The sequence below is a fragment of the Micromonospora sp. bgisy143 genome (genome assembly GCF_057708145.1).
In genome coordinates this window covers 97,410-118,764 of sequence record NZ_JBYIRN010000012.1, presented here as the reverse complement: position 1 = coordinate 118,764, position 21,355 = coordinate 97,410, and the positions used below count along the sequence as shown (strand labels likewise).

The 21,355-nt window shown below is 69.4% G+C and carries 18 protein-coding genes and 1 tRNA gene; 5 read left to right on the top strand and 14 right to left on the bottom strand.

The window, feature by feature from the left end:
- The first annotated feature begins 125 nt into the window (after positions 1-125).
- Entirely contained in the window at positions 126-791 is a 666-nt protein-coding gene (locus tag AC3EN4_RS16420) for a response regulator transcription factor (RefSeq protein WP_422736360.1), read from the top strand.
- A 16-nt stretch (positions 792-807) separates the two neighbouring features.
- On the opposite strand, the gene AC3EN4_RS16415 is transcribed toward AC3EN4_RS16420, so the two are convergent.
- Positions 808-1,371, bottom strand: coding sequence for a Uma2 family endonuclease (locus AC3EN4_RS16415; protein WP_422736361.1), 564 nt, complete (start codon positions 1,369-1,371; stop codon positions 808-810).
- Between the two features lie 85 nt (positions 1,372-1,456).
- On the opposite strand from AC3EN4_RS16415, the gene AC3EN4_RS16410 reads away from it, so the two are divergent.
- The 3 genes from AC3EN4_RS16410 to AC3EN4_RS16400 all read left to right on the top strand — a co-directional run bounded on the left by AC3EN4_RS16410 (position 1,457) and on the right by AC3EN4_RS16400 (position 4,576).
- Positions 1,457-2,125, top strand: a complete 669-nt coding sequence (locus tag AC3EN4_RS16410) for a hypothetical protein (RefSeq protein WP_435206671.1) — start codon at positions 1,457-1,459, stop codon at positions 2,123-2,125.
- Positions 2,126-2,358: 233 nt separating this feature from the next.
- The gene (locus tag AC3EN4_RS16405; RefSeq protein WP_435206670.1) at positions 2,359-3,306 is read left to right on the top strand and encodes an RNA polymerase sigma-70 factor; all 948 of its coding nucleotides are present in this window, start codon (positions 2,359-2,361) and stop codon (positions 3,304-3,306) included.
- 82 nt (positions 3,307-3,388) lie between these two features.
- Positions 3,389-4,576, top strand: a complete 1,188-nt coding sequence (locus AC3EN4_RS16400) for an NAD(P)/FAD-dependent oxidoreductase (RefSeq protein ID WP_435206669.1) — start codon at positions 3,389-3,391, stop codon at positions 4,574-4,576.
- 163 nt (positions 4,577-4,739) lie between these two features.
- Here AC3EN4_RS16400 and AC3EN4_RS16395 read toward each other — a convergent pair whose 3' ends face one another.
- The 6 genes from AC3EN4_RS16395 to AC3EN4_RS16370 form a co-directional block, all read right to left on the bottom strand.
- On the bottom strand, positions 4,740-5,930 hold the full coding sequence (locus tag AC3EN4_RS16395) for a serine hydrolase domain-containing protein (RefSeq protein ID WP_435206668.1): 1,191 nt from the start codon (positions 5,928-5,930) through the stop codon (positions 4,740-4,742).
- 189 nt (positions 5,931-6,119) lie between these two features.
- Positions 6,120-6,998, bottom strand: coding sequence for a hypothetical protein (locus AC3EN4_RS16390; RefSeq protein WP_435206667.1), 879 nt, complete (start codon positions 6,996-6,998; stop codon positions 6,120-6,122).
- Complete coding sequence (locus AC3EN4_RS16385) at positions 6,986-7,708, bottom strand: hypothetical protein (protein ID WP_435206666.1); 723 nt, start codon at positions 7,706-7,708, stop codon at positions 6,986-6,988. Before AC3EN4_RS16385 ends, AC3EN4_RS16390 begins: the two co-directional genes overlap by 13 nt.
- Positions 7,709-7,797: 89 nt before the next feature.
- Positions 7,798-10,590, bottom strand: coding sequence for an AfsR/SARP family transcriptional regulator (locus AC3EN4_RS16380; protein WP_435206665.1), 2,793 nt, complete (start codon positions 10,588-10,590; stop codon positions 7,798-7,800).
- A gap of 61 nt (positions 10,591-10,651) precedes the next feature.
- Positions 10,652-11,023, bottom strand: a complete 372-nt coding sequence (locus AC3EN4_RS16375; protein ID WP_435206664.1) for a YciI family protein — start codon at positions 11,021-11,023, stop codon at positions 10,652-10,654.
- Between the two features lie 255 nt (positions 11,024-11,278).
- Entirely contained in the window at positions 11,279-11,983 is a 705-nt protein-coding gene (locus AC3EN4_RS16370) for a pyrimidine reductase family protein (RefSeq protein ID WP_435206663.1), read from the bottom strand.
- A 280-nt stretch (positions 11,984-12,263) separates the two neighbouring features.
- Here AC3EN4_RS16370 and AC3EN4_RS16365 point away from each other — a divergent pair, with 280 nt between their 5' ends.
- Positions 12,264-13,052 carry a pyrimidine reductase family protein gene (locus AC3EN4_RS16365; RefSeq protein WP_435206662.1) on the top strand — a complete coding sequence of 263 codons (789 nt, stop codon included), beginning with the start codon at positions 12,264-12,266 and terminating at the stop codon, positions 13,050-13,052.
- Positions 13,053-13,113: 61 nt separating this feature from the next.
- Here the strand turns inward: AC3EN4_RS16365 and AC3EN4_RS16360 are convergent, their stop codons facing one another.
- The 7 genes from AC3EN4_RS16360 to AC3EN4_RS16330 all read right to left on the bottom strand — a co-directional run bounded on the left by AC3EN4_RS16360 (position 13,114) and on the right by AC3EN4_RS16330 (position 21,314).
- On the bottom strand, positions 13,114-13,728 hold the full coding sequence (locus AC3EN4_RS16360) for a pyridoxamine 5'-phosphate oxidase family protein (protein ID WP_435206661.1): 615 nt from the start codon (positions 13,726-13,728) through the stop codon (positions 13,114-13,116).
- A 43-nt stretch (positions 13,729-13,771) separates the two neighbouring features.
- A complete protein-coding gene (locus AC3EN4_RS16355; RefSeq protein ID WP_435206660.1) occupies positions 13,772-15,916 on the bottom strand; it encodes an ATP-binding protein in 2,145 nt (714 codons plus the stop codon).
- Between the two features lie 22 nt (positions 15,917-15,938).
- Positions 15,939-17,432, bottom strand: coding sequence for a class I adenylate-forming enzyme family protein (locus AC3EN4_RS16350; protein ID WP_435206659.1), 1,494 nt, complete (start codon positions 17,430-17,432; stop codon positions 15,939-15,941).
- On the bottom strand, positions 17,429-18,355 hold the full coding sequence (locus tag AC3EN4_RS16345) for an esterase/lipase family protein (RefSeq protein ID WP_435206658.1): 927 nt from the start codon (positions 18,353-18,355) through the stop codon (positions 17,429-17,431). The genes AC3EN4_RS16350 and AC3EN4_RS16345 overlap by 4 nt, the downstream gene beginning before the upstream one ends.
- 197 nt (positions 18,356-18,552) lie before the next feature.
- Positions 18,553-18,626: transfer RNA gene (locus tag AC3EN4_RS16340), tRNA-Ile, on the bottom strand.
- Between the two features lie 64 nt (positions 18,627-18,690).
- Positions 18,691-20,370: a peptidase M16 family protein gene (locus AC3EN4_RS16335; RefSeq protein ID WP_435206657.1), complete on the bottom strand. Its 1,680-nt coding sequence runs from the start codon at positions 20,368-20,370 to the stop codon at positions 18,691-18,693.
- Entirely contained in the window at positions 20,367-21,314 is a 948-nt protein-coding gene (locus AC3EN4_RS16330) for a hypothetical protein (protein ID WP_435206656.1), read from the bottom strand. Before AC3EN4_RS16330 ends, AC3EN4_RS16335 begins: the two co-directional genes overlap by 4 nt.
- Positions 21,315-21,355: the final 41 nt, after the last annotated feature.

Genomic DNA, 21,355 nt, shown 5'->3' with positions numbered 1-21,355 from the left:
CCCGGTCAACGCCACGATGACCCGCAGGCGGCGGCGTAACACGGCTGTCGCAGCCGCGTTCGACCGAGTAACATCGCGATCATCGATGTGTTGAATTCACCGGCGGCAGTACGTAAGGCGGGGGAATGTCAATCCGGGTTCTTGTCTGCGACGAATTGCCAATTGTCAGAGATGGCCTCCGTACGCTGCTGGGCAGCGAGCCCGACGTTTCCGTGGTCGACACCACGGATAGCGGCAACCACGCGATAATGTTGGCTCGAACGCACCGGGTCGACGTCATCGTGACTGGCCTGAAATTGCGCGGCATATCTGCCGTCAATCTCATTCACAAAATCAACGCCGAGAAATTGACTCCGCGACCCCGTTTCGTGGTGTTCACCACCGACGACAGCGACGACCTGGTCAGCAGTGTCTTCCAGGCGGGTGTCAACGGGATCCTCATGCCGGACGCGACCTGGGAGGAGGTAGCCGCCGCGGTGCGCGCGGCCGCCGCCGGGCAGACCACCCTCGCTCCCCCGATCGCCGACCGCCTGGTCGACTGGTTCCGGCGTCGACAGCCGTACCCGGAAGAGGTCTTCCAACCGGCGGTGTCCACCCTGACTCCCCGGGAGCGGCAGGTGCTGCTGTTGATGGCGGACGGGAAATCGACCGAGGAGGTGGCGACGGAGTTGTCCATCGGCCTGACCACGGTGCGCACCCACGTCTACCGCCTGCGGTGCAAACTCAACGTCAAGGACCGGGCCCAGTTGGTGTCCTTCGCCTACCGGGCCGGCCTGATGCAGCCCGCCTGAGCGGCTGCGGCGAGCGTCAGACGGTTCCGTCGAGGTGGTCGGCGGGTGCCGACTGGAGCAGCCACGCCAACGGCATCTTGGCGTGCTCCTCGTACGACCCGTCGGCGCCCAGCCGGTGCAGAGTCACTGTCTGCGCGCCGTCACGGTCGACCACCCAGTACCGCGGGATGCCCGCCGACGCGTACTCGCGGACCTTGGTCACCGAGTCCATCGCCTCGGAGCCCGGTGACACGATCTCCACCACGAGCGCGATTTCGGTCACCGACGCCCAGACGCTGCGGCCCGGCGGCTTGCGCCACACGCTGAGATCGGGAATCCGGCCACCGTCACCGTCTGGTCCGGAGATGCGGACACCGACGGCCTGCAACACCTGCTCGGCGGGCCAACCAGCCATGATCAGCCAAGCGAAGAGCCGACTGGCGATCGTGGCGTGTTCCGAATCGGGCGGCGGCATGACCGACAGGACCCCCTCGGGGCTGGTCTCGTAGCGGTGGCCGTTCGGGTCGGCGGAGTTCATCGCCGCGACGTCGTCAAGCGTCACGACGGCGGGCATGTGCATGCCAACGGCCTCGGCGCTCATGGCCCACATCCTAACGGCCGGTAGTGGGATCGGCGGTCAGCTCACGCCCGGGCTGCCCGTTGCGCCCGGGTGGCACACTGCCGCCGTGACGACGACCCGGACGACCACCGAGCCGAAGGTGCACGCGTGGCAGCGAGCGCTGGTGGCGGCCGGACTGGTGACCGCCGTGGCTCTGCTCGCCTGGTCGTACCTGACCCGGGGCGACACCATCGTCTTCCGGTTCCTGTGGATCCCGGTCGCGCTGACCGCGGTGCCGCTGCTCCTCGCGCGGCGGCGGCACTTCACGTACGCCTGTGTGGCGGTGGGGATCCTGCTGCTCGTCCTGGCCTGCGGGCCCGTCCCGGCCGCGATCCTGCCGGCGGTCCTGGTGCTGCTGGCGATCACCGCGGACCCTCGGTCATCGCCGTGGCGGGCCCGACTGTCGATGCTCGTGGGCGCGGCGCTGTTCGCCGCTCCGGTCGTGGCGACGGCCGGAGAGGTGCGCGACTCGCTGACGTCCCCGCCGGTGGGCTTCGTCGTGCACCGCAGCGCGGGGGCCGGGTTCACCGACCTCGTCGAGCGGGGAGACCTGAGCGTGCGCGGCGTGGAGACCCGGCACGCCGACGGCCGCGAGGGTCCGATCAGCTTCGTCGAGTTCGAGCCCGGCCTGTCGGCCGACGGGCAGGAGCAGCTGCGTCGTCGACTGGCGCAGGCGCCCGGGGTGACGAGGGTCTGCTCGTGGTATCGGAACAACCACCTGCGTTCCGCCTGCTGACCGCGCCGGATCAGCCGCGCGCCAGCTCGTCACGCATGCTCAGGGCCGTGGCGAGCCGACCTTCCAGGGTCGCGCGTTCCAGGTCGACGCCGGCCTTGTCGGCGACCACGGCGAGCGCCGCGACCACCCGGGAGTGCCCCGCCAGGAGCGGGGCGACCCGGCCCCATATCGACGGACCGGACGGATGCCGGCCGCACGCCGAGCCGCGCGACGCGCGCGGCTACTGTCGAACCATGTCGCTGCGTCCTGACGAGGTCGAGGTGTTCGAGCGCTCCAGGCCCCGGCTGGAGGCGATCGCCTATCGGCTGCTGGGCTCGGCCAGCGACGCCGAGGACGCGGTCCAGGACACGTTCCTGCGCTGGCAGGCCGCCGACCGGGAGCGCGTCGAGACGCCCGAGGCCTGGCTGACGAGGGTGCTCACCAACCTGTGCCTCAACCAGCTCACCTCGGCGCGCGCCCGGCGGGAGACGTACGTGGGCACCTGGCTGCCCGAGCCCGTCCTCGCCGGGGACCGGATGCTCGGCCCGGTCGACACCGTCGAGCAGCGCGAGTCGGTCTCGATGGCGATGCTCACCCTGATGGAGCGGCTGTCGCCCAACGAGCGCGCGGTCTACGTGCTGCGCGAGGCATTTGGTTACCCGCACAGCGAGATCGCCGAGATCCTTGACCTCACCGAGTCGAACTGCCAGCAGATCTACCGACGCGCCAAGCAACGCGTCGCGGTCGACCGCACGCGGGCCGCCGTGGACGACGCGGCCGCCCGGACGATCGTCACCGAGTTCCTCACGGCGGCCAACAGTGGCCAGATCCAGCGGCTGGTGGAGTTGTTGACCGGGGACGTGACGAGCGTCGGCGACGGCGGCGGCAAGATCCCGGCCCGTACGACGCCGGTCGTCGGCGCGCTGGCGGTGGCGAAGTTCCTGCGCGGTCTGTTCCGGCCCAGCGACGTCAAACGGAACCTGGTGGGCGGCAACAGCCCCGCCGTCTACGCCGAGGTCGTCAACGGCGGTCCCGGGGTCGTGGTGGTGACCGGCGAGCAGGTCGTCGGCGTCATGGCGCTGGAGGTGACACCCGAGGGAGTCGCGGCGATCCGCGTCCAGGTCAACCCCGACAAGCTCGAACGCGTCACCCGCCAGTGGTCCGTCACCCCACACTCCGAGCCGCTCCTGCACGTCTGGTGACCCAGGTCATAGCCGCCCGCTGTCAGCAACAGCGTCGCCGCCCGGTTCAGGTAGCGACCATCGCCGAGACAGGAGCGCCGCCATGAAGCACCGCATCGTCGTCCTCGGAGCCGGCTACGCCGGAGCGACCGCCGCCGGGCGCCTCGCCCGCCGGTTGCACCCCGACGACATCGAGATCACCGTCGTCAACGCCGAGGCCGACTTCGTCGAGCGGGTACGCATGCACCAGCTCGCCGCCGGCCAGGACCTTCCGCGCCGCGAGCTGAGCCGGGTGTACGCGGGCACCGGCGTGCGGGTCCGTCTTGCCCGGGTCACCGGCGTCGACGTCGACCGCCGCACCGTCGCGCTGACCGACGAGCACGGCAGCGACGAGATCGGGTACGACACGCTCGTCTACGCCCTCGGCAGCACGGCCGCCGAGCACGGCGTCCCCGGCGTCGCCGAGCACGCGTACGACATCGCGGGCCGACCGTCGGCGCTGCGGTTGCGTGACCGCCTCGCCCACCTGGCGGCCGGTCAGCGGGTGCTCGTGGTCGGCGGGGGTCTCACCGGCCTCGAGGCCGTCACCGAGATCGCCGAGGCCCGGCCCGACCTCCAGGTCGCGATCGCCGCCCGGGGCGGTCTCGGCGACTGGCTCAACGACCGGGCGCGACAGCACCTGCGGGGCGTCGCGGACCGGCTCGGGATCACCGTCCACGAGCACACCGACGTCGTCCGGGTGGAGCCGGACGGGGTGGTCACCGCCGACGGTACGACGATCCCGGCCACGGTGACCGTCTGGACGACCGGCTTCGCCGTCCACCCCATCGCAGCCGCCAGCGGTCTGACCGTCGGAGCCACCGGCCAGATCGTCGTCGACGAGACCATGCGGTCGGTCTCGCACCCCGACGTGTACGCGGTCGGCGACGCCGGACTCGCCGCCGGGCCGGGCGGCAAGCCGCTGCGGATGTCCTGCGCCTCGGGGACCCCGATGGCCTGGCAGGCCGCCGACGCCATCGCCGCCCGACTGACCGGTCGGACGAAGATGCCGAACGCTCCCCTGCGCTACTTCAACCAGTGCATCAGCCTCGGCCGGCGCGACGGGATCATCCAGTACGTGACCGCCGACGACCGGGCCAAGCCGTCCCTGCTCACCGGCAGGCTGGCGGCCCGCTACAAGGAGGTCGTCTGCAAGGGCGCCGCCTGGGGCATCTCCCACCCGATCCCGTACCCGGTGCGCCGCCACCGCGTCACCGCGACCCGCCGGGAGGCCACCGCGACGGTGTCGTGACCGTCAGGAGAACGTGCGGCCTGCCCACGTCCGGAAGAAGGTAGGCGCGCACATCAGCTCCGTCGACGCCAGAGCCTGCGGCTGGTACCCGCACACGGACGGACCGCGACGGCTAGCCCCAGCCGTCGCGGTCCGCGTGCGATGTCACCGAACTGGTGACGCCTCAGTGGTCGGCGGCGCAGAGCGCCGTCTCGACGCTCTCGTTCACCGCGGCGAGCATCTGCTCACCGGTCGGCAGGCCGGTCACGGCGATCACGGCCCCGCGACCGTCGCGGGTCACCAGGTTGCGGGTCTCGAAGCCCTGGATGTCGCCGCCGTGCCCCCAGGCTTCGCCACCGCAGGGCAGTTCGTAGCTGGCGATACCCAGCCCGTACGCGTACTCGCCGGTCGGCTCGAAGTCGGGCGCGGGCACGGTGGTCATCATGGCCTTCTGCTGCGCGGGCTTGAGCAGCCGGCCGTCGACCAGCGCCTGGAAGAAGGTCCGCAACTCGTCCGGGGTGGAGACCAGTTGGCCGGCGGCCCAGCCCAGCGACGGGTCCATGTCGGTGACGTCCACCCACGGCGCACCCGGGGCCACTGCCACGTAACCGTGCGGGTGCGTACCCCGAAGGGATTGCTCCCCCACGCCGGGCCAGTAGGTGTCGCGCAGGCCGAGGGGCCTGATGATCCGGTTGGCGATCTCCTCGCCGATGGGACGCTCGGTGACCTGCTCGACGATGAGTCCGGCGAGGACGTAGTTGGTGTTGCTGTACTCCCACTTCGCGCCCGGCGTGAAGTGCGGGGCGTTGGTCAGCGCGGCGTCCACCAGCCGCCGTGGCTGGTAGTACGAGTGGCTCTTGTCCACAAGATCCTGCGCCTCGGTGAACAGCACGTCGTCGTAGTCCGGCAGGCCGCTCGTCTGCTGCAACAGCTGCCGTACGGTGATCGTCCTGCCGTCGTTGCCGTGGCCCTGCACGACCCCGGGCAGGTAGTGCTCGACGGTGGCATCGAGGTCGATGCGACCCTCCCCCACCAATTGCAGGACGACCACGGCGGTGAAGGTCTTGGTGTTGCTGCCGATGCGGACCTGACCGTCCCGAGGCACCGGGCGGCGCGTTTGGAGGTCGCCGACCCCGGCGGTGTAGTCGCGGACCCGTCCATCGGGTCCCCGTACGGAGGCGAGGACGCCGGGGAAGCCGCTCTCGCTGACCAGGCCGTCCAGTTGCCGCTGGACGGCATTCCGTGGACCGGCCGGCCGGCCGTTGTCGGTGGCGGCGAACGCGGCGGAGCCGGTCAGGACGGTGACGGCGGCCAGGGTCGCGGCGACCGTCCGCAGGGCCCGGCGGCGCGTGGACGTGACGGCGTGCGGCGGCATGACTGCTCCTCTGTCTCGGAAACGCTTCACGCCACCAAGGGTTCAAGAATTCCGATACAGGGACGATCCCCCCAGCTACCCACCTTCGGGTACAGCCTGCGCTACCCGTGCGCGCGGGGCGTTGACCTGGTGAGCGGTATACCTCAGGGGAATGTTCATTCCCCTGCGGTATACCGCTCCGCAGTACACCTAGAACCCGCTCCAGGGGCGGGTCGAGCACTTCCACGTCCTGCCGGCGTCGTGCGAGACGCAGACCACCAGGATCTTCCCGATGAAGGGAAGGCCGAGGGTGAAGATGTGGATGGTGGTCTTCCGGTACGGCACGCCGGACTTCTCGGCGACGTCGGCCAACGCCCAGCCGGTGTCCGGCGTCTGCACGGTCGCCACCCGGCGCAGCGAGTCGATGTCCTTGCCGTCCAGCAACGCCCGGATCTCGTCCGCCGTGGGCTCGGCGTCACCGGTGAGCGTGTCGACGGCGTACGGACCCTCGACGGCCATCCCGTTGACCTTTTCGAAGGCCGTCTTCGTCGCGCCGACCGTCGTGTCGCCGCCGAGGTCGAGGGTGCGGATCAGCTCGCCCGTCCGACGCGACAGCAAGCACTCATACACGGACTTCCCCGAGGCCACGCACATGGTCAGGCACCACTCGCGGCCGCCGGGGACGGCGGACGCGAAGAGGACGGTACCGCCGCCGTCCCTGCCGTCGTACGCGCCGTCGGCCAGGTCGGCCATTGTCGTGCCGAGGATGTCCCGGCTGCCGGGCATCGTGCCCAGGACCGTGACACCGTCGACCTTCTCGCCCCCGACGAGCGCGGCGAACTCGTCGACCGTGACGTTCCGACCGCCGGTGTCGACGGCCAGCACCGTGTTCAGGTCACCGACGCTCCGGCCGGTGAGGTCCTCGAACTGTCGGAGCATCGTTCCCGGAGCACCGGGCTGGTCGACGACCGTCGTCCGGGCCTCCCCCTCGGCGGCCCGCGACGGCGCGTACGACGCGACCAGCCCGACGACGAGGGTCAGGGCGACGATTCCGACGCGCCTGGTGATGTCCCGCGCTACCAGCGACATGTGACCACCACGCCCAGGCCGGTGGGGGAAAGCCCCCAGTCGCAGTGGCGTTCGAGCCAGTCACCGATGTCGCTGATCGTGTCCGCGACCCACGCGAACACCGACTTGATCGCGCCCAAGATGCTGAAGTAGACGACGGTGCCTTCGGGGGTGCCGCCGGCCTCGTCGATGACGTCCTTCGCCGACATCGCGACGTCCGGCTTGTCGATCGTGCCCAGCACCCGTACCCCGGTGTCGTCCTTGCCGGCCAGCAGCGCCGCGATCTCCTCGGGGGTCCGCTGCTTGCCGTCGTCGACCGCCACGATCGCGCGGTCGACCATCACCTCCGCGCTGCCGGTGACGGCCTGGGCGATGGCGGTGATCTCACCGATGGTGAGGTCGTTGCCGAGCGCCGGACCGGTGAACCGCCGTACCGAGACGGCACCGGACGGGTCGACGACGACCTCGTCCGCCATGATCGTGTCGTCCGCGCCGTACGGCTCCCAGGCGAACGTCCACTGTCCGCCGGCGCAGCGGAACCGGCCGTACTCCCGGCCCTCCGGCTCGGTCCCGGTGCGGACGACCCCGCCGCGTTCGTCGACGTACTGGACCACGCAGTCGGCGCCCTTGGTCGGCGGCTTGTCGGTCTGCGCCAGCGCGGTGGTGGACGTGGCCAGCACCGTTGCGCCGGCCACTCCCAGCACCGCGAGGCGGCGTGCCAAGCGACTCATCGAACACTCCATTCCTGGTGGGAAACTCGTGTCCGAAGAGTGCCGAGCCGCCCTGAAACGGCCCGGAAACGGCGCGGAAAGCGGGTACGTCAGCCCGACCGGGTGGCGTCGAGCTGCCCGAGGTCGGCGCGGACCGCATCGGCGCCGGCGTCGCCGAGTTCGTCGAGGATGCGCAGCGCGCGACGCCAGGCGGCACGGGCGGCGGCCAGGTCGCCGAGGGCCCGATGGCTACCGCCGAGGTTGACGTACGTGCTCGCCTCGGCGTACCGGTCGTGGACCTGGCCGAAGAGTTCCAGGGCCCGCTCGTAGCACGCGACGGCCTGTCGGTCGTCGCCGAGTTGGTGGTGGGCGTGGCCGAGGCTGTCCCAGGTGTCGGCCTGACCCTGGACGTCGTCCACCTCCTGCAACATCCGCAGCGCCTCGCCGCAGGAGGTGAGGGCGCGGTGGTGGTCGCCGAGCAGCCCTTCCTGCCAACCGACCGCGTTGAGGGTGTACCCCTGCCCGGCCCGGTTGCCGGCCCGCCGGAACAGGGTCAGCGCCCGTTGGGAATGGCCGAGCGCGTCCCGGATGTCCCCCCGCCGCTCGGCGAGCTGACCGAGGTTCAGGCAGGTGTGTGCCCGTCCGGCGTCGTCGCCGACCTCGCCGAACAGGTCGAGCGCGCGCCGCAGGTGGTCGTCGGCCTCGTCGTAGCGGCGCAGCCGGGAGCAGGCGAGACCGAGGCTACGGTGCGCGTGCCCCTGCCCGGCCCGATCCCCGATGCGGGACGCGGCGGCGAGGGCGATCCGCTGCGTACCGAGCCAGTCCTGCCAGTGTCCCTGCCGGTGCAGGTAGCCGGCCATGGTCCAGGCGAGTCGCCAGGCGTGCCCCTCGAACCCGGACCGCGCCGCGAGCGGCACGGCGGCCAGCAGGACGGGAATCTCGGCGGCGAACCACGCCGACGCGGCCGACCGGTTCCGCGGGGTCTCCGGCGTCACGCCCGCGAGCGGCGCCGGCAGGCTGATCGTGCTGAAGTGCGGATGCAGCGCCAGGTCGGCGACGTGCGCGGCGTGCAGGCAGTGGTCGAGCAGCCGGTGGACGGCGGCACGGCGGTCGGCCGCCGGCTCCGCCTCGTCGGCGAGACCGGTGGCGTACGCGCGCAGCAGGTCGTGGAACGCGTACCGCCCGTGCCTGTGCTCGGCGAGGAGATTCGCCCGGGTCAGCTCGGTGAGCAGGGGGCCGACCGCCTGCGGGGTGCAGCCGGCGAGGCTGGCCACGGCCGGTGCGGCCACGTCCGGTCCGGGGTGCAGGCTCAACAGCCGGAACAGCCGGATCGCCGCCGGGCTGAGGGTGCGACACGACCAGGAGAAGACGGCCCGGACGTCGGTGGTCGCGTCCCCGCCGTGGAAGGCGTCCAGACCGCCCAGCTCGTCCGCCACCGCGGCCAGCGAGAAGCGTGGGTTGGTGGCAGCCCGGGCAGCGACGATGGCGAGGGCGAGGGGCAGCCGCGCGCAGCGGTCGGCGATGTCGTCGGCCGCGGCGGGTTCCTCGGCGACCGGGCGCGCGCCGAGTCGACGGACGAGCATGTCGCGGGCTTCGTCGGGGCTCAGCAGGTCGAGGACCACCGGCTGGGCGCTCTCGGTGACGACAAGTGGGACGAGCTGGTCGCGGCTGGTGACGACCACGAGGCAGTCCGGCGAGCCGGGCAGCAGCGGCCGCACCTGGTCCGCGTCGCGGGCGTTGTCCAGCACCACCAGCAGACGCCGGCCCGCAACGACCGTCCGGTACCGGCTCACCATCGAGTCCGCATCGCTCGGCATCCGTGCGGGCGGAACGCCGAGCGCTTCCAGGAACCCGCGCAGCACCCGCATCGGATCGGTCGGCGTTGCCGCCGGATCGAAGCCGCGCAGGTTGACATAGAGCTGCCCGTCGGGGAAACGCTGGGCCACGCGGTGCGCCCAGTGCACGACGAGGGCGGTCTTACCGACGCCGGCGGTGCCGGACACCACCACCGCGCCGCCGCGGTCGAGCAGCGCGTCCAGGGCCACCAGCTCCGCCGCACGTCCGGTGAACGTGGGTACGGGCGGAGGCAACTGTGCCGCCACCGCCCGTACGGGCGCGGCCGGGGCCGGGATGGCCGGGGCCGGCGCGGCGATCGCGGCGTCCTGGCGCAGGATGGCCGCCTGGAGCTCCTTGAGCCGTGGGCTCGGGTCGATGCCAAGCCCTTCCCGGAGGGCGTCGCGCAACCGCCGGTACGTGGCGACCGCCTCGCCCTGCCGCCCGTCCCGGTACAGGGCGAGCATCAGGTGGGCGTGCAGGTGCTCGTCGAAGGGGTGCTGTCGGACGAGCCGTTCGAGTCCGGGGACGAGTTGCGCATGCTCCCCGGCGCCAAGGCGCGCTTCGGCGAGCGCTCGCTCGGCCTCCAACCGCAGGCTGGCCAGGTGCTCGGCCTGCTCCTCGAGCCAGGGCGAGCCGGTGACGTCGGCAAGCGGCGGGCCACGCCACAGCGCCACCGCGGCGGTCAGGCGGGCCACCCGCTCGGCCCGGTCCGTCGTACGCCGGGCGAGGTCGAGCAGGCGCTCGGCGGCCTGGACGTCCGTGGACTCCGGCCCGGTGTCGAGCAGGTAACCGGGCCGACGCGCCACGATCGATCCGGGCTCGCCGAGCACCCCGCGCAGGTAGGAGACGTGGCGTTGCAGCGTGTTCTCGGCCGTCGCGGGTGGACGCTCACCCCAGACCACGTCGACCAGTCGGTCGACGCTCACCACGCGGCCCGCGTGCAGCGCCAACGTAGCCAGGACCGCCTTGCGGCGTACGCCGTTCACCGCCTGCGGACCGCCGGCGACGACCACCTCCACCGGCCCGAGCAGCCGGACGCGTACGCCCGAGTCCGCGATCGACGTCACCGGCTCAGGCTAATTCCGCAGGCCGCAGCCCCGATCCGTTCGTCGCGCACTGGACACGAGGTCAGCCTCGGCGGGCCCGGCGGATCATCTCGTCCGTCTCCGGGTCGGCCATGAGCTCCCGGACCTCCTGCGCGCAGCGGCAACCCGCGGCGATCCTGGCAGCCCAGGTGAGCGCCTCCTCACGGGTGGGCACCTCGACGACCGCGAACCCGCCGATGACCTCCTTGGTCTCCGGGTAGAGGCCGTCGGTGACCGACCCGTCCGTCGCCACGATGCTGGCCCGCTGGCGTTCGAGGCCGCCGCCGAACACCCAGACGCCCGCGTTGATGGCCTCCTGGACCACGGCGTGCGACGCCTTACCCACATCGGGCCAATCCTCGGCGGGGATGTGGTCCATCGCGCCGTCGTTGAACGAGATCAGGTACCGCGCCATCTCGGAACTCCCCTCTTCCGGGCGGCCTTCACCGGCCGCCTCCACCCTTACCACGAACGACCCGACCCCGATTCGACAGCGGCGCCGCGCCCGTGACGACGCCCGGATCGCCGCCGCACTGGCCGCGAGTGGCCGGCTGGTCTCTGACGCGTACGCACCGACGTGGTGGGTCCTGGCCGACGTGGAGAGGCAATGAGGCTGCGTCTCCGCCTGGGTCGGCCGGTCGGTGGCGGAGCCCGGATTCGAAAGCCGCGCCTAGGCGCGCCGATAACGAGCGAACAAAAAGCCGGAATCTGTGAGGAGCCCTTCGAGTCGCATTGCCCGGAATCCCCCCGCCGCACCGGCCAGGAGAGACGTTGCCCCGCCCACGAGGTGCGGCGACAGTGTCAGGCAGAGCTCGTCGACGAGTCCCTCATCCACCAGTTGACCGAGCACCCGGGGGCCACCCTCGCACAGGACCTTGATGAGACCGCGCCGCTCGAGCGAGCTGAGGGCCACGGACAGCTCGACCCGCTCCTGGCCGGCGATGAGTAGCACGGCACCCGCGTCCTGAAGCCGGCGCCGCCGCCAGGCGGGTGCTGATTCGGTGGTGATGACAAGAGGGGCCGCCGAAGCGCCGGAGAACACGGGCGACAGTGGATCGAGGTCAGCGCTCGCAGTGATGATCGCTAATGGTGGAGCTTCATCGCCGCATCGGCGCATTCTCCTCTCGCGCAGCTCCGGCGGAAGTCGCACGGTCCCGTACTGTTCACTTCGTACGGTGCCAGAACCAACCACAACGACGTCCGCCAACTGACGGAGTTCGTCGTACACCGCGCGATCGCTCCGCGAGCCGAGTGGCCCACTGACACCGTGAACCGCAACCGCCCCGTCCAAGGCCATGATTCCATTTACGCGGACGTACGGCGCGGCGAGACCATCCGGGTAGGCATACACATCGGAAAGCTCCTCTTCCCGCACGAACCTCGGCTCGGGACCTCGGCGCCACAGTAGATCCATACGGCACATCCAAGCACAGGCCAAAGCACGAGTGAAGCCAGTACCAAACACTTACACCGATACGCCACACAACCAACTCGCTGGATGATTCGCCACACTTCACAATCCCCACCGTCGCCGACCGAGGGCGACGCGTTATAATCCCAAACGCCCGAAAGTCGGCGGAGTGGGCAAAACAACAAGCCGGGTCGTGATCGTGCCCCACTTTCGCGGTTCTTATGTTGCAGGAGAAAGTGACGTGATGGACGCGATGGAACTACTATGGCCACTTGAATCTGACTCGACGGCGTCGACCCTGTCCGATACGGATCTCCTCTCATTCTATTCGTATCCGGAGCCGTTGAACGCGCCATACATCCGCGCGAATCTCGCGAGCACCGTCAACGGAAACGTAGCCGCCGCCGGGCAGTCGGCCGGAATAGCATCGCACGCGGACAGGATTCTGTTCGGCCGCCTACGGCGGCTCGCCGACGTCATCCTCGTAGGCGCCGAGACGGTCCGGGCCGAGGACTGCCGGGGCGCGAGAAAGCGGGACGACGTCCGTGCTTTCCGTCTTGCCCGCGGCCAGTCAGAGGTTCCGCCTGTCGCCGTGGTGAGCGCGTCGGCAAACCTACGACCCGACAGCCGGCTGTTCACCGACACCTACGTGCCTCCCATAGTTCTCACCACCGAGGCTGCGCCCAAGGAGAACGTTTCTCGACTGCGGGCAGCCGGCGGAGACGTGCTGATCGCTGGGGAGACACGCCTTGACATCGACCGCCTCAACGAGATCTTCGCGGCTCGCGGCCTGATGAGGGTCCTGTGCGAAGGAGGGCCGACCCTGCTCGGTTCGCTGATAGCCGCACGCGCGGTGGATGAGCTGTGCCTGACGATCACACCCTTCGTCGGCGGCGCACAGAACCTGTCCGCCGGGCCGGAGGTTGAACCGTCGGCGATGCAACTCGTCTCGGTGCTCACTTCCGAGGGAAGCCTGCTGCTGCGGTATCGCCGTGACGACGAAGCACCGTCGCCTCAACGGGCCGGCAAGTGACGGCGGTGGCATCGTGATCGTCGCCGAAAACGGGCCCCGGGAGACCGGTCCTCGTCACGTCTCAGGGGCCGACGAAGCAGGACGACCAGCTTGCTGACTCCGCATCCCAGGTGAACCGTCGGCAGCGGTGCTGCCACTTCACCACGTCCGCCTCCCAGAACTCGAACGTTTCCGGAAGCAGTTGGAACGCCCGCCACTTGCCGGGCCGAGGAACCACCACGCCCGCATACCGGGAACGGCAGTCCTGATAGGCCACGTTGAGTTGATCTGGGGTCTGCGGGCGTCCGTCCGCCGAAGCTCGGACCAGCAATCGCTCCGGCAGCGGCGCCTCGGAGAACAGTGTGTCGGCGAGTTCTTCCGACGCGAGACGGGCCGGGCCTTCGGCACGCCACTGCCTGACCTTCATCCAGAATGCCGACATTGCGGCGTAGGGCACCGCCATCAGATCTCGACCTTTCCGTGACTCAAGCGACGTCGCGAAGTAGAGTCGGTCGTCCCGAAGAAACAGCAGCACCGTGCGGCAGCCGACCTTGCCTGCCGCATCCGCAGTGGCCAGACTCACGGCGTTCGACCAGGGGCCGGTCCTCGCCGCGTCGGCGATCCACGCGCGGGTGAGCTGTATCGGGTCCGACGTGGCGAGCAGAGCGTCCTCGTCATCGGCAGGGTCGATATTCAAGAGCCATTCCTCCAGAGACAGGTCCTGACATCGGCGGCCAGAGTTATTCCCGGTCGGGCCGAACCTCGTCAGGCAGCGCCCGCAGTTCCGCACGTACCATCGCGGCTTCGGGCGCCCCGAGCCGCTCGAATATCGCCAGACTCGTCGTCCAGTACGGCACTGCATGCCGGGGTCCCAGTCGAAGGCTCGCAAGGTGGCCCAGATTGTACAGAGTTCCACCTTCGCCGTACACGTCATTCACCTCGCGCCGAATAGCGAGCGCCTCCAAGAAATACCGGTACGACTGCTCGGCGTCGTTGCTGTCGCGGTAGAGCTCGCCGAGACTGTCCAAGGTGAAACCTTCTGCCATCCGGTTGCCGGTGGCTCGCCAAATCTCAAGGGCGGCCCGGCAGCTGGTGATGGCTTCCTGCCGATTTCCGAGATGAGCTTCGGACTTGCTCAGGCAGTAAAGCGCCCACCCCTTCCGGTAATCGTCATCCAGTTCACGCGCGATTCGGAGCGCTTCCCGGGCGCTTGATGCCGACATTTCGTATCGCGTCGCGTGCAGATATGCGAATCCGAGGTTGATGAGCGTGCGCGCCTCTCCCGACTGGTCTGCGGCCAACCGGTGCAGGTCAAGGGCCAGATTTAAGCTCTCGACGGCCCGGTCCAGGTCGTGCCGTTCCCACAGCACACCGCCCAGCCCGGTGAGCATCCATGCTTCGCCCTGCCGGTTCCCGGCGAGACGGGCGGCGTCCAGACCGAAGCTGTGGCTCTCCTCCCAGTCGGTCCAGTACTTTCGCAACTGATAGAAGCCCCAGGAAGCATCGGCGATCTGCCAACAGAGGTCGTACGACCCCGATCGCAGCGCATCCTCGCAGGCCGCCAGCAGGTTCACGCGCTCGGCCTCGAACCAGTCGAGTGCCGAGGCCCGGGTCAGGTCGGGCACGACGCCGCCCCGCGTCGCTGCCCGCCAGGGCCGGATGCGAGTCGGAATCAACCGTTCCTCGGCCGACGTCGCCATGGCGAGGTACCACTCGAGCAGCCTCTGCCGAGCCGCCCGTTGACTCTCCTCAGGTTCTTCGTCGGTGCAACGCTCCCAGCAGAACTCGCGGATCAGGTCGTGCATCCGGTAACGCCTCTCGGTGCCAGGAACGATGTCCACCAGGTGCACGTCGACGAGACCTTCGACCGTCTGCTCCGTCCGCTGGGACGATATATCGAGCAAGGCCGCTGCCGCGGGCAGCGAGAAGTCCGGCCCCACGCACAGACTGAGAAGCCTGAAGATGTGCCGAACTTCGTGGCCCAGGGTCTGGTAAGAGAGGTTGAAGCCTGCCCGAACCTCGACATCACCCACGGCCAACTCGTTGAGCCGGCTTCCCTCCACGAGCAGGCGGTGCAACAGGTCGGCGATAGCCAGATTCGGTCGGACAACGAGTCTGACCGCTGCGATCCGCAGTGCCAGCGGAAGATAGCCGCAGGCCGCAGCGAGACGCTCGGCCTCTTTGCGTTCAGCGGCCACACGTGTGGCGCCGCAGATGTTGGCCAGCAGGTCGATCGACTCGGCGACACTCAGTGCGTCGAGCATCATGAGATGAGCACTGTTGCTCACCGCCAGTTCAGGTAGGCGAGTTCGGCTGGTCACCAGTACCAGGCAGCGGCCGCTGTTCGGCAGCAGCGAGGTCACCTGCGCGGCGGCGGCCACGTTCTCGATCAGCAGCAGCACACGTTTCCCGGCAAGAAGACTCCGGTAAAGCTTGAGTTGGTCGCTGCGGCTCGCCGGAATCACCTCCGGTGCCACGCCCAACGCTCGTAGGCACGACTCAAGCGCATGGTTCTCGGACGCCGTGTACGACGGACCGTAGGCATTCAGATCCAGATAGAGCTGAGCGTCCGGGAAGGAGGGTGTCAACCGGTTCGCCACATGGATCGCGAAAGCGCTCTTGCCCATGCCGGCGATCCCACTGACGGTGAAGATCAGATTGCCGGTCCACTCCGACTCGACCGCCGTGAGGACCCTGTCGATCTCCGGCTGCCGTCCCACGAAATGTCCCGTGTCCGGCGGCAGTTGGTGCATCGCAGTAGGCCGGAAGGGTGGTGCCGCACCAAAGTACTGATGGACCGTGTGACCCTCGCCGATCACAACGCCCTGTCCTTCGGAGGCGGCGACCTCATAGCGAGGGCCGCCGGAGTGGTCGTCAGCCAACACCGCGCTCCTCAACAGAAGGCTTCTAGTCGGAATTCCAGACCCCGCCGCGTATCACGGCGCGGCGAATTTTGCCGGTGGGTGTGCGCGGCAGCCTCGTTACGAAACGGACCTCACGAGGAATCTTGTGGCCCGCCAGGCGCTCGGCCAGATAGGTCCTGATCGAATCCTGATCCTCCACGACCGGAGTCCGGTGGAAGGACGGGACGACGAAGGCGACGAGCATTCGCGCTCCCCTGGCGTCTGGAATGGTCGCAACCGCCACCTCCCGCACCGACGGATGGCTGGCGAGCACATTCTCGACCTCGATGGGTGAGATGTTCAGCCCGGCGACTATCTCAAGATCGTCTGAACGCCCCAGGTGGATATATCGTCCGTCCCGCCTTCGGCGCGCCATGTCGGACGTCGCCAACCAGCCCTCCACCAGGACGCTCCTGGTCTCAGGTTCCCGGTTGAGATATCCCTGCATGACCGTGGAACCTCGGACCCAGAGATGCCCCTCACACTCGCCACCTTCCGGCCGCGCAGGACGGCCGCTGTCGTCGCGCAGTTCCACCTCGTATCCGGGCAGCGGAGACCCAACCGTGCCCAGCTCGTTGCTTGCAACGGTATTGGCGCAGAAGGCACCGCCCACTTCGGTGGAACCGAGCATGTTGAGAACGGGTGCTTCGATCCGACCACTCGTACGCTCACCCAACGCTACGGTGAGCGGCTCGCCCGCCGAGATCGCCACCCGCACAGTGGCGAACTGGTGCGGATCCCTCCGTGACAGGAGCGTGGAGTAGACCGATGGAACTGCGAACAGCACGGTGACACGTCGGCGCGCGATGAGGAGGGGAACGTCGCTGACATCCAGCCACGACCGGCGCAGCACCGCCGCGGAGCCAGAGTGCAACGGATAGACGAATGAATTTCCGAAGCCGTAGGGGAAATACAGCTTCGACGTTGACAGCAGCACGTCACCCTCGGTGAGTCCGAGCATGCCGTCGCCCACGGCGGCGTGATAGGCAACCAGGTCCGAATGTCGGTGGATGGCGCCTTTGGGTGTTCCCGTCGTGCCCGACGTGTACTGCACGTACAGCGGCGCGTCGGCGCCGACCGGTGCGGCGACCTCCGGACTTGCGTCTTGGGCCAGGCCCACCAGGCGCTCGGCGCTGATTGTCGGAGCATGCGGCATGAACCGGCCGCTCAACGCGCCCTCGGAGACGATCAGGTCCGGCTTGCAGTCATGGACATAAAAGGCATGATCATTCGCCGGCAGGTCCGGGTTGACGGTGATTGCCACAGACCCGAGGCGAGCAGAGGCGAGAAACGTGACGATCCACTCGACACCGTCCGGCAGCACCACGAGAACACGGCTTCCAACGGTTACCCCCTGCGTCTTGAGCACAGCCGCGACCCGTGCGGCCATGTCATGGACCCAGCCGTGCGTGTAGGTCCGGTCGTCGACGTGGTAGGCCGGGCGACTGTGCCAGCCCTTGCTGAGCATGAGGTTCGCCAGGTCCTCGGCGGCGTTCATCCAGCTTCACCCGCGTCGGATCTGGTATCGAAGGTCTGCGTCACCTGCGCGTGATCGCCCACGACAACCCCTTGACCGTGCCGGACGTCGACCACGTACTTGGCGTTCGCCGGCGCAGCCTCGTCCACCCGGTCCGAAGAGGCGGGCTCAGCAGCGGCCGCGACACGCCACCGAGCCAGGTCCTCGCGCAGATGATGTCGGACCACGTCAGCGGTGCAGTTTCCGGGAGCTGCGGGGTCGAGTATCGAAAAATGATTTCCGACCACGGTCGAGGCTCCGGGGAAGGCACCCTGCGCCGAAGCAGGGAGAACGATTCGGTCCGCATCACCGGCATATACATGAATTGGGATGGGACACTCATGGTCAGTGACTTGATCGGCGTTGACAATGCGTTGGACCACCGTTCTGGTGGTGTTCGCCACCTGCCTGTCGAGGACCTCCAGGGAGGCGGCCTGAGGATGCCGGTTGTACCGGAACGCGCGACGCACGGAACGCATGTAGTCGGAGCCGTTGTTCGGGCAGGCCAGCATCACCACGGAGAATATTCGGGACAGCTCGCTTGCCCGCCCCTGCGACACCATCCACGCGAAAAAACGCTGGAGAATCAGGCCGCCCTGGCTGTGCGTCACGATTGCGACAGCATTTTCGGCCGACAGATTGACGGCGTACTGTGTCGCAAAGGTCTGAGCAATGTCGTCATGGTCCGGTACCCGGGTGGGGGAGAACGGCAGGACCGGACGTTTCGGTGAGGCGTAACCGAAAGGACGGATCCGCAGCCCCTGGAGAGCCTCGTCACGGGACCAGACGTCAACGAGCTTGTCCCACGTGGAGGGCGACGACCAGAAGCCATGAATCGTTACGAGGGTCGCGTCCATGTCTTCCGGCTCCTCGTCCGCAACGGCGAAGGCGCCGGTGAACGCCACCGCGATGTTGACCTGTCGTGATAACCGCCACGTTTTTGGAAAGCATACTCAGCCGCGAAAGACCTGACCATCCCCCGACGAACCGCTGGCTGGACCGGGAAAGCGTGGGAGCAAATCGATGGGGCGACCCCGCCACCGGCGTCGCACCTCATCCGCGCCGACGGGACCTGTACGCAAGCCGCTGAGCGGCGGACCTGTGGGGCGGGCGGGACTCGAACCCGCGACCGAGGGATTATGAGTCCCCTGCTCTAACCGGCTGAGCTACCGCCCCGGAACCGCGCGGATCTTATCCCGCCCGGTGGATCACGGGCCAGCAGCGACCTGACCCCACCTCATCACCGCCGTCGCTTCAGCAGCACGATGGGCAACGCGAGGATAACAGTGAGCACCCATCCGACCGCGATGACGCCCCAGAACCACGCCTCGTCCGGCTCGGTGTCGTCGGAGAGGGTGGCGAAGGTCAACAACAGGGTGAAGCCGCCCATGACCAGGGTTCCGAGTCCGCTGAGCACCATGACCAGTTTCTCCCACCACGGACGTCGGGCGGTCCCGGCTTCTCGGGCGATGGGCCTCGGCTGCGGGATCTGGTCGGGGGTGCGGGCCGGCATGGCGACGTGCCGGTCGGCCGGCACTCCGGCGTCGATGGCCGCCATCGTCCCCGGCGACAACTCGAGCATGGTCGGTTCGATGTGCAGCGTGATGGCATCGGCGCCGATCAACTGTCGCGCGCCGTCCGGCCAGGTGAGCATGACAGAGCAGTCGTCGTACCGGACGGTGAGCGGTCCTTCCGCCCCCAGGTGGCTCACCCCGTCGTCGCCGACGCGGAGGCCGCCGGCACCCTCCCTGGCGCGGTACGTGGTGCCGTCCACCGTGTCGCTGGAGTGGGTGGGCGCGGCGACGAAGCCGGCCCAGTCGGCGGTGAGCCCGCGCGGCACCATGAGCAGCGCGGAGCCCATCACCTCGCCGGCGACCGCGTGCAGGTCGGCGAGGTCGACGGCCTTCAACTCGGCCCGGTGCTCGTCGATGGTGAGGTTGGGTTCCCCGGTGAGCACGTTCAGGGCGTACCCGGGAAGTCGCGCGGCATCGACCTCGGCGGTGCCGAGCAGGTCCTCGCGCTTGGCCACGGTGGCGTCCAGGTCGGCCTGCTCGATCCGGCCGACCCGCAGCTTGGCGAGCACGTCGACGAAGCCGCCGAGGACGGCGTCCTGCTTCTCCGCCAGCGCGTCGGCGAGCGCCCGCAGCGTGGCGTTGCCGTCGCCGCGCGGGTCGTACCCGGTGGTGGTGGTGTAGGAGAGGCCGGACTCCTGGCGTAGCGACCGGTACAGCTCCCGTTCCAGCACCCCGGAGAAGACGGCCGCGGCGGCGCTGCGCCGCACCACGGCGTCGAGCACCACGGCCCGGGTGCCGTGGACGAAGTACGCGGGGGTCTGCGGCAGCGCCGACGAGACCGCCGGGACCGGTTGGCGTGTTCCGCTGGGCAGCGACAGCCGAAGGTCGGCGGGCACCTGGTCGCCGCAGATCCACAGCACCGCGTTCTCCCGGGTGAACCAGCGGGCCGTCCACTCGCGCAGGTCGTCGGCGGTCAGCGCGTCCAGGCCCCACTCCGGGTAGCTGCTGAGCCCGAAGTCCCGGGCCCCGTGTCGCCACAGCGGGATGTCGTCGATCGCGGCGGCGCCCCGGCTGCTCCACTCGGTGCGCAGGATGTCCTTCTCGACGTCGAGTCGCCCGACCGGCAGGTCGGACAGGTGGCCGCAGACGGCGGTCAGGAACGCCGCGATGTCGGCCTGGGAGCCCTGGGTGTGGAACATGGTGAAGGCCGGGGCGGTCACGCCGTTGACGTGGTAGTCGGCCAGGCCGAGCGGCGCGAGCGCCAGGTGCTCGACGAGGTGGGTGATGCCGGCCCGGGCGAGTGTCTCGTCGGCGGTGCCGACCCGGAAGGTCAGTCCGGCGCGCATCGGCCCGCCGGTGGGGGCGAGCAGCGTGGGCACCCCGTCCACGTCCAGGTGCTGGATCACGACTGGCCACCCTTCGCGTACGCCTTCGCGCGGTACTTCGTGTAGCCCTCGGCGTCGTCCGCGTACGTCCAGGGGAATTCCGAGCCGAGGTTGCCGAGCGCTCTGAACTGGCCGGCCGCCGCGGACCACTGCTCGGTCAGGCTGAACATCAGCGCGAACGACGAGCGGACCCAGACCCAGCCGGGCCGGTCGACGAAGTCCGGGTGCAGCACGGACCGCTGCCCGGCCTGCATGATCTCGTCCACGACGGCTGGGCTGCGTACGTAGGCGGCGCGTTCCCGCTCGGTGTCGAAGTCGAGCCAGCGTTCCAGGTGCGCCTCGGCGAGCACCACCGCGTTGGGCGCGCCGTCGGGCGCGGCCTGCGCGCACTCACGGGCGAACGCGAAGGCGCGGTCCCAGTCGCCGCTCCACTTCGGGCAGAGCTGCTGCAGCAGCGTCGCCTGGGCGGGCGCGTGGTGGGGGTGGTGCGCGGCGAGTCGGTCGTAGCGGCGGCGCGCCTCGTTGTGCCCCAGTTGCAGGCCCCGGGCGATGGTGATCCGTTGGGTCCAGGCGGCCGCGTCGTCGGGGTACCGGGCGGTGACGTCGATGAGGACCCGCTCGGCACGGCGCAGGTGGTCGTGGAACTGGTCGAACTGCTCCCGGCTGACGTACCGGGCCCGGTAGGCGCTGCGGATCCGCCAGCCGGCGCGGATGAGGTGGTTACCCAGCAGCGTTCCGGCGAGCGGGTCGGTGGGGTCCTCGTCGTACACCCGGCGCAGGAACGGCTCGGTCCCCTGCTTGTCGCCGGCCGCGGCGACGAGCAGCGTGCGGCCGTCCGGCGCGCGGTCCGCGAACACCGCCCGCACCGCGGGCCAGTCGGCGGCGTCGAGCGCCTTGTACAGGTCGCTGACCTCGGGGTACGCGTCGGCGACGTCGAAGGTTGGCGCCGGGAGGGTGGCGGGCATGGCGGGGATCATAAGTAATCAACTACGGCTGCGGTGCCCCC